Below are 899 nucleotides of genomic sequence, written 5' to 3'. Positions count from 1 at the left end.
TAGAAGTTGCTTTCTCTACTATAAAATCTAAAAGCCGCAAGTTTCTAACAGTTCCAGAAGCTATCTCTCTTACAAAAGCTCTATCTAATGGAGAAAGTCCCTTTGTTAATCTCTCTATGTACTCTTTAAGCTTTTTATCCCTTTCAAAGAGGTTAAGAATTTTTATTGCCAATAATCTCGTTTTCCAACCAGTCAACGTCGTCAAAAATATCTTCTCCTTCAATAGCTTTTAGTATTAGATTGACAACCTCTTCAACCGATCTATTGGTTGTATCTATAAGGACAGTCCTCTTTGCTCGTGAAAGTTCTAAAGCTTCTGTGACAATTATAGATAGTCTTTCTGCCTCCTGATTTTCCCTAACCTTTTTTACAGGATAGCCTCTATTTTTCAGTCTAACTGATATAAGAGAAGGATTTACTCTTAAAACAACACAAAGATTAGAAGGAATATAATGGGCTATTAATCCTTCTGCAATGAAAGAGTCTTTATCTTTGAAAAAATCCAAAAGTTTTTTTTCATCAACAACAAAAGATCCTCTCTTCTCGTCTTTTTCTGTGAAAAACCCTTTTTCCTTTACAAGTTCAGAAAGGTTGTAAAGGGGAAGTTGAATTTTCTGAGCTAGAGCTTCGGCCACCGTTGTCTTTCCAACGCCGGGTGTACCAGTAATCGTTATTTTCACTATCTACTCCTTTAAGTCTTAAAGGTAGAAATTATCTTATTTAGTTCGTCTATTTCTTTATAGAGTTCCCTTATCTTCATCAAGATTTCTTCGATACTCTTAGAGTTATCCTCAGAGATATTATCAATCTCTCTAATATCCGCTATTAGCATCTCTACTTTGCTAACAAGGGCTTCGGAAGTCCCGTTGACTGTTTTGGAAACCGTTCTTGTTTTTTGC

At 35.2% G+C, this 899-nt stretch carries 3 protein-coding genes; all 3 read right to left on the bottom strand.

Annotation, left to right across the window (positions count from 1 at the left end):
• Positions 1-172: transcription antitermination factor NusB (locus tag ABGX27_03475; protein ID MEO2068551.1), on the bottom strand; the 172-nt coding region annotated here is incomplete at its 3' end.
• Positions 153-680: an adenylate kinase family protein gene (locus ABGX27_03470; GenBank protein ID MEO2068550.1), complete on the bottom strand. Its 528-nt coding sequence runs from the start codon at positions 678-680 to the stop codon at positions 153-155. The genes ABGX27_03470 and ABGX27_03475, both read right to left, overlap by 20 nt.
• Before the next feature lie 11 nt (positions 681-691).
• On the bottom strand, positions 692-899 hold a 208-nt coding region (locus ABGX27_03465; protein MEO2068549.1), incomplete at its 5' end, for a hypothetical protein.

Source organism: Desulfurobacteriaceae bacterium (genome assembly GCA_039832905.1).
GTDB lineage: Bacteria > Aquificota > Aquificia > Desulfurobacteriales > Desulfurobacteriaceae > Desulfurobacterium.
Note: the sequence above shows the minus strand (reverse complement) of the source record. Positions and strands in the feature narration are given on the sequence as shown.